Source organism: Rhodovulum sp. BSW8, from assembly GCF_003314725.1.
GTDB classification, from domain to species: domain Bacteria; phylum Pseudomonadota; class Alphaproteobacteria; order Rhodobacterales; family Rhodobacteraceae; genus Rhodovulum; species Rhodovulum visakhapatnamense.
In genome coordinates, this window is the sequence record NZ_QNVX01000034.1 from 1 (window position 1) to 6349 (window position 6349).

Consider the following 6349-nt stretch of genomic DNA (forward strand, 5'->3'; position numbering starts at 1 on the left):
GGCCATCGCCGCGGCCGAGACCGCCTTTGCCGAGGCGCAGACGGGCTTCGAGACGCTGAATGCCCAGGTCGGCCGGGCCGAGGCCACCGAGGCCGCCCGCGCTGCCGCTGCCACCGGCGGGGACGATCCGGCGCCGGGAACGGGGGCTGCCCCCACCGGCACGGCCCGGCCCCAACAGGCCGCGACCCCGCGCGATCCCGCGCATCGGGGCGTCGAGGTGGGCTTCATGCTGCATGCGCTGGCGGCCAGCCGGGGCGACCGCGAACGCGCGGTGGCCCGCCTTGAGACCGATGGCCATTCCGGGATTGCCGCGATCATGTCGGGCGCCTCCGAGGCTGCGGGCGGCATCACCATTCCCGCCGCGCAATCCGAAGAGCTGATCGCGCTGCTGACCCCGCGCGTCACCGTCCGGGCCTCGGGCGCGCGCACCGTGCCGATGCCCGCGGGCGAATTGCGCACCGCGCGCCAGACCGCAGGCGCGACCGCCGGTTACGGTGCCGAGACCTCGGCCATCGCCGAAAGCGAGATGAGCTTCGATGCGGTCGACAAGTCCTTCAAGCTCCTGCGCGCGCTGGTGCCGCTGTCGAACAGCCTCCTGCGGCATTCCTCGGTCGCCATGGCCCAGCATGCCCGCGACGATCTGCTGAAGGCGATGGCGTTGCGCGAGGATCTGGCCTTCCTGCGCGGCGACGGGGCGAACGACACGCCGAAGGGCCTGCGCAACTGGGCGCTGGCCGCGAACTGGCGCGACGGCATCGCGGGCACGGCGGCGGCGGCCGAGGCGGCGGTCCGCTGGGCGGTCTCGACGGTCGAGGACGCCAATGTCGGCATGGTCCGCCCCGGCTGGATCATGCGCGCCTCGGCCAAGAACTGGCTGGCCAGCCTGCGCGATGACCGCGGCAATCCGGTCTTTCCCTCGATCGATGCCAGCGGGACGCTGAAGGGCTACCCGATCCGCACCACCTCGCAGGTGCCCGACAACCTCGGCGCGGGCGGCGACGGGACCGAGATCACCTTCGCGGATTTCGACGAAGTGGTGATCGGGGACGCGATGCAGATCGCCATCGCCGCCTCGACCGAGGCCGCCTTCGTCGATGCCAATGGCGAGACGATCTCGGCCTTCCAGCGCGACCTGACGCTGATGCGCGCGGTCTCCGAACACGATCTCGCCCCCAGCCATGACGAGGCAATCGCGGGCTTCACCGCGACCGGCTGGTCGCTCTGAGCCCCGCCACCGTTCCCCAATTCCGAGAGGTATCCGACATGACCAAGGTCATTCTGAAGTTCCGCCGCGCCCACGGGCGCTACAACCGCGGCGAGGTGGCAGGCTTCGCGCCTGCGCTGGCCGCGAGGCTGACCCGGGGCGAGGACCCGGTCGCGACGGTCTTCGACCGGGCGGCCGAGGCGCAGCTGGCCGCGGCGGCCGATCCGGCCGGGATCGAGGCGAAGGCCGCCGATCTGGCCGAGCGCGAGGCGGCACTTGCGACGCGCGAGGCGGCTCTGGCTGCGGCCGAGGCGAAGGTCCAGGCGGGCGCGCCGCCCAGGCAGGGCAAGGCCCCCGACAAGGAAGCCGACAAAGCCGCCGACAAGGAATCGGCCGGGGCATGATCCTGGACGAGATCCCGCCGCTTGGCGTCAGTGTCGAGGCGTATAAACGCGCCTCGCATTGGGAGGGCGATGCGGACAATTCCCGGATCGAGGCCTGTCTGGCGGCGGCGCAATCGGCGGTCGAGACCGCCACCCGCCGCCCGCTGACCCCGCGCCGGGTCCGGTTCGAGACCGCGGCCGGACAGGGCCGCCGCTGGTGGGTGCCGGTCGCGCCCGCCCGCGAGCTGCTGGGCGTGACCTGGTCGGGCGCGGCGGGCGATACCGCCCTCGATGCCGGGGCCGCCCGGCTTCTCTTTGCCGACAGCGAGCCGCAGATCCTCTTTGCCGAGGGTGCGCTGGCGGCGGTGCCCGAAGGATCTCCGCTGGCGATCACGCTTTCCGTGGGGCCGGACACCGTGCCGCCGACGCTGGCTCAGGCGGTGATCCTGATCGCGCGGGACTGGCTGGAAGCGGGGATCGCCATCGAGACGGTCGAAAGCCCGCGCATCGCCTTCGGCGCGCGCGCCCTGATCCGGCAGGCGCGCTACCGGCGCCCCGGGATCTGGTGTCGCCGATGACCCGGCCGCCGATGAGCTCGGTCATGAGCGCGCCGCCGATGGCCCGGTGCCGCCGATGAGCCCGCTGCTCGACCGGCGCATCACCTTCGAACGCCAGGGCGCGGGGCGCAATGCGCTGAACGAACCCACGGGCGCCTGGGCGGGGATTGCCACGCTCTGGGCCGCGCAGACCGATCTGACCGAGACCGAACGCGCCGCGGCGGGCCAGATCGGCGCGGTGCGCGCGACCCGCTTCACCCTGCGCCGCACGGCCCTGGCCGAGGGCCTGACCCGGACCCTCGGGCCCGCCGACCGGCTGTGGGCCGAGGGCCTGATCTGGAACATCACCGGCGTCACCGAACGCGGCCGCTGGGTCGACGTCTCGGCCGTCAGCACCGGCCGGAAGGAGGAGGCATGAGCAGGCAACCCGTCTCGGTCGATGGCCTCAAGGACCTGGAAAAGATGATGGTGGAGCATCTGCCGAAGTCCACCGGCCGGGGCGTGCTGCGGCGCGTCGGCACGGCCGCGCTCGGGATCTTCGTCGAGCGGGCGCGGGATCTGGCCCCGCGCGCCAGCGGCGATCTGGCCGAGAGCCTCGCGGTCTCGACCCGGCTCGACCCCAAACAGCGCCGCGATCACCGCCGCCTCGTCAGCGATGACAAGGCCGCGGTCGAGCTCTTCGGCGGCGCCGCGGCGCTCCCGCATGCCCATCTGGTCGAGTTCGGCACCGTCGAGCGGCATCTGGAAAGCGGCGGTTCGACCGGCACCATGCCCGCCCAGCCCTTCATGCGCCCCGCCTGGGATGCGACCCGCGACGCGGTGCTGGACGATATTGCCGAGGGGCTCGGCCGCGAGATCGCCGCGACCGTCGCCCGCCGGGCGAAGCGGCTGGCGAGAAAACGCACGCAAGGGGGCGGCCGATGAGCCTCAAGGCCGACCTGACCGACCTGCTGCTGCGCGATCCGGCCCTTGCCGATCTGGTCGGCGCCCGCATCACCTGGGGCCGCCGCGCGCCGGGCGAGGGCCTGCCCGCGCTGGTCCTGACGCGGGTCGGCGCCACGCGCGACTATCACATGAAGGGCGTCACCACGCTGCGCCGCACCCGGATCCAGGCCGAGATCCTCGCCACGACGCTGGCCGAGGCGGGCGAGGTCGAGGCCGTCATGATCGACCGGCTCGACGGGGTCCGCGGCCCCCATGGCGGGACGGACGTCCGCGGCGTCTTCGTCGAGGCGCTCCGCGACGGGCTCGACACCGACCGGGACGGCAGCGGGATCCACCGGATCGTGGCCGACCTGATCGTCCATCACAGGCTTCACAACAAGGAGAACGAGAGATGAGCGAGGCGGATATCGCCTGGGGCTATGGCGTGGAGGTGGCCGAGGATGCCGCCGCCACGACCTTCCTGGACCTGGCCGAGGTCAAGTCGGTGGCATTGCCCGACCAGCAGCGCGACGAACATGACGCGACCCATATGAAGTCGCCGAACCGGACCAAGGAATCCCGCCCGGGGCTTCTGGATCCCGGCGAATGCACGGTCGGCATGAACTGGATCGAGGGCTCGGCCACCGACCGGCTCTTGATCGGGCTGAAGGCCTCGGGCGCGGTGCGCCAGATCCGGGTCACCTTCCCGGGCGGCACGGTCTGGCTCTTCGAGGGCTGGCTCAAATCCTACGCGCCGCCCGCCACCGTGGGCGAGTTCCAGGAGGTCTCCGCGAGTTTCCGGGTCACCGGCAGCCTGTCCATCACCTTGCCCGAGGAGGGCTGATCCATGGCCAATCCGATGAAGGGCGAGGTCGATATCGAGGCCTGCGGCGAACAGCTGCGGCTGATCCTGAGCTTCAATGCCATTGCCGAGCTGGAAGAAGAGGCGGGCCGGACGCTGGCCGAGATCATGACCTCGCTGAAGGCGGGATCGGTGCGCACCATGCGGCTGATCCTCTGGGCCGCGATGCGCGATCACCGCCCCGCGACCACGCTGCGCCAGGCGGGCGCGGTCGCCGAAGAGCTCGGCCCCGAGCTCGGCCCGGTGCTGGGAAAGGTGATCGCCGCCTGCGGCTTCCTGGCGGCGGAGGATCCCGCGCCGGGAAAGCCGGATCCGGCAAAGCGGTCGGCCGGGACGGGCGCGGCGAGCGGGTCGGACATGGGCTGAGCCCCGCGGGCTGGCTCGACCTGCTGAAGGATTATTGCGCGGCCGGGTTCGATCCGGCCGCCTTCTGGTCCCTGACCCCGGGGCTCTACCGCGCCCAGATGGCGGGCGCCGCGGCCCGGGCGAAGGTCGGCCAGCACCGCGACCGCTGGCTGGCCTGGCATGTCGCGGCGCTCACCCGGACGCCCGACTTCCCCCGGGCCGATGACTTCATCCTGCCGCCCGACCCGAAGCGCGCGGCGGCGGCGATGATCCTGCGCGCCCGCGTGATGCATGCGCGGTTCGAACAGCACAACCAGAGAAAGAGGTGATCCATGGCGCTCAAGGCGGTGATCGGCGCGCTGCGCGTCAATCTGGGGCTCGACTCGGCCGAGTTCCGCAACGGGCTCAAATCGGCCGATGACCGGTCCAAACGCTTTGCGCGCACCGTCACGGTCGGGCTGGCGGGCGCGGTCACCGCCGCGACCGGCGCGCTGAGCCTCATGACCAGGCAGGCCATGGGCGCGGTCGATGCCCAGGCGAAGCTGGCGCAATCGCTGGGCACCACCGTCAAGTCGGTGCAGGTGCTGAGCCGGGCGGGCGATCTCTCGGGCGTCGCCATGGGCACGGTCGAGCAGGCCACGAAGGACCTGACCCGCCGCCTCAGCCAGGCCGCGACCGGCACCGGGCCTGCGGTCGACGCGCTGAAGCGGCTGAACCTCACGGCCGGGGATCTTTTGAAGATGCCACTCGATGCCCGGGTCGAGGCGATCAACGCCGCGATCCTCGACTTCGTGCCCGCGGCCCAGCAGGCCGCCGTCGCGGGCCAGCTCTTCGGCGAGGAAGGCTCCATCGCCATGAGCCGGATGGATCCGGCCACCCTGCGCCAGGCCGCCCGCGATGTCGAAGACTTCGGCGTCGTGGTCTCCGAGATCGATGCCGATAACATCGAAAGCGCCAATGACGCGGTCTCGCGGCTGGGTCTGGTCGCGACCGGGCTTGGCAACACGCTGGCCGCGGCCGCAGCCCCGGGGATCGAGCGGCTCGCGACCGGCTTTGCCGATCTCTGGCGCAAGGGCGCGCCGCTGGCCTCGGCGCTCGATCTGGTGCTGACCAATCTCGACCGGGTCGCGGCCTATGCCGGCACGGCCGCCACGCTGATCGCCGGGCGGTTCGCGGCCAGCTTTGCCGCGGCGACGGTGGCGGCGGCGGCACTGAACGCGAAGCTCCTGCTGACCCGGGCCGCGCTGATGCGCACCGGGATCGGCGCGCTGGTGGTCGGTGCGGGCGAGCTGGTGCTGTGGTTCGGGCGGCTGGTGACGGCGGCGGGGGGCCTCAGTGCGGCGCTCGATCTGATGAAGGATGTCGCGGCCGAGGTCTGGGACCGGATCGTGATGGGGCCGGAGCTGATGCGGCTCCGGATGGAAGAGCTCGGCGCCCGGATGAAAGCGATCTGGGGCGATGTGATGGTCTATCTGCAGGAGAGATGGTCGGGCTTCCTCGCCCGCTTTGCCGATCTGCCGGACATCCTGCCCGGGGCGGCGGCGCTGAAGGAGGCGGCCGAGGGCGCGGCCGAGGGGCTGGCGGCGGCGAAAGAGGCCGCAGCGGCCGCGGGCGACGAGGCCAAACGGCTGAAGGAGGAGGCCAATGGCGTGGCCGATGCGATGATCCGCACGCCGCTGGCCTCGATGGCGGCGCTGAAGGAGACGCTGGCCGGGGTCTCGGAGGAGGCGGGCGATACCGCCACCAGCCTTGCCCGGATCGGCGAGGCGGCCGATGACGGCGCCGGGATCGACAAGCTGAAGACGACGACGAAGGATCTGGCCGACGCCGCGAAGGAGACCGGCGACAGCTTCAAGACCTTCTTCAAGGATCTGGCCAAGGGGTCGGCGGATGCGGGCGACGCGATCTCGGCCTTGGCCGACCGGATGCTCGACGATCTTCTGGACCGGGCGCTGTCGCCGGTTTCCAGCGCGATGGGCGGCTTCTTCGACAGCTTCTTCTCGGGGATCTTCGGGGGCGCGGGCGCCGGTGCGGGCGGCGGCGTGAAGGTCAACGCCCTTGGCAATGTCTTCGA

Annotated in this window: 10 protein-coding genes; all 10 read left to right on the forward strand. The window is 71.9% G+C overall.

All coding sequences use genetic code 11. The features are described from left to right. Positions 1 to 1225 (forward strand): phage major capsid protein (locus DSD19_RS14125; RefSeq protein WP_113670051.1); only part of this gene is annotated, 1225 nt, incomplete at its 5' end. Positions 1226 to 1263: 38 nt separating this feature from the next. After that, positions 1264 to 1608 carry a hypothetical protein gene (locus tag DSD19_RS14130; RefSeq protein ID WP_113670052.1) on the forward strand — a complete coding sequence of 115 codons (345 nt, stop codon included), beginning with the start codon at positions 1264 to 1266 and terminating at the stop codon, positions 1606 to 1608. Then, positions 1605 to 2165 carry a hypothetical protein gene (locus DSD19_RS14135; protein ID WP_113670053.1) on the forward strand — a complete coding sequence of 187 codons (561 nt, stop codon included), beginning with the start codon at positions 1605 to 1607 and terminating at the stop codon, positions 2163 to 2165. Before DSD19_RS14130 ends, DSD19_RS14135 begins: the two co-directional genes overlap by 4 nt. 55 nt (positions 2166 to 2220) lie before the next feature. Continuing rightward, positions 2221 to 2562 (forward strand): head-tail adaptor protein, encoded by a 342-nt coding sequence (locus DSD19_RS14140; RefSeq protein ID WP_113670054.1) that lies wholly within the window; start codon positions 2221 to 2223, stop codon positions 2560 to 2562. Then, positions 2559 to 3068 carry an HK97-gp10 family putative phage morphogenesis protein gene (locus tag DSD19_RS14145; RefSeq protein ID WP_113670055.1) on the forward strand — a complete coding sequence of 170 codons (510 nt, stop codon included), beginning with the start codon at positions 2559 to 2561 and terminating at the stop codon, positions 3066 to 3068. Before DSD19_RS14140 ends, DSD19_RS14145 begins: the two co-directional genes overlap by 4 nt. Further along, complete coding sequence (locus DSD19_RS14150) at positions 3065 to 3484, forward strand: DUF3168 domain-containing protein (protein ID WP_113670056.1); 420 nt, start codon at positions 3065 to 3067, stop codon at positions 3482 to 3484. The genes DSD19_RS14145 and DSD19_RS14150 overlap by 4 nt, the downstream gene beginning before the upstream one ends. Further along, positions 3481 to 3912, forward strand: coding sequence for a phage tail tube protein (locus DSD19_RS14155; protein ID WP_113670057.1), 432 nt, complete (start codon positions 3481 to 3483; stop codon positions 3910 to 3912). Before DSD19_RS14150 ends, DSD19_RS14155 begins: the two co-directional genes overlap by 4 nt. Positions 3913 to 3915: 3 nt before the next feature. Then, positions 3916 to 4296, forward strand: coding sequence for a GTA-gp10 family protein (locus DSD19_RS14160; RefSeq protein WP_113670058.1), 381 nt, complete (start codon positions 3916 to 3918; stop codon positions 4294 to 4296). Positions 4297 to 4394: 98 nt separating this feature from the next. Continuing rightward, on the forward strand, positions 4395 to 4604 hold the full coding sequence (locus DSD19_RS14165; RefSeq protein ID WP_113670059.1) for a hypothetical protein: 210 nt from the start codon (positions 4395 to 4397) through the stop codon (positions 4602 to 4604). A gap of 3 nt (positions 4605 to 4607) precedes the next feature. Further along, a partial coding sequence (locus tag DSD19_RS14170; RefSeq protein ID WP_113670060.1) for a phage tail tape measure protein occupies positions 4608 to 6349 on the forward strand: 1742 nt, incomplete at its 3' end.

Excerpts from the sequence above, each read along its gene's own strand:
- DSD19_RS14130 (WP_113670052.1), top strand. The coding sequence starts at position 1,264 with ATGACCAAGGTCATTCTGAAGTTCCGCCGCGCCCACGGGCGCTACAAC.
- DSD19_RS14135 (WP_113670053.1), top strand. The coding sequence starts at position 1,605 with ATGATCCTGGACGAGATCCCGCCGCTTGGCGTCAGTGTCGAGGCGTAT.
- DSD19_RS14140 (WP_113670054.1), top strand. The coding sequence starts at position 2,221 with ATGAGCCCGCTGCTCGACCGGCGCATCACCTTCGAACGCCAGGGCGCG.
- DSD19_RS14145 (WP_113670055.1), top strand. The coding sequence starts at position 2,559 with ATGAGCAGGCAACCCGTCTCGGTCGATGGCCTCAAGGACCTGGAAAAG.
- DSD19_RS14150 (WP_113670056.1), top strand. The coding sequence starts at position 3,065 with ATGAGCCTCAAGGCCGACCTGACCGACCTGCTGCTGCGCGATCCGGCC.
- DSD19_RS14155 (WP_113670057.1), top strand. The coding sequence starts at position 3,481 with ATGAGCGAGGCGGATATCGCCTGGGGCTATGGCGTGGAGGTGGCCGAG.
- DSD19_RS14160 (WP_113670058.1), top strand. The coding sequence starts at position 3,916 with ATGGCCAATCCGATGAAGGGCGAGGTCGATATCGAGGCCTGCGGCGAA.
- DSD19_RS14165 (WP_113670059.1), top strand. The coding sequence starts at position 4,395 with ATGGCGGGCGCCGCGGCCCGGGCGAAGGTCGGCCAGCACCGCGACCGC.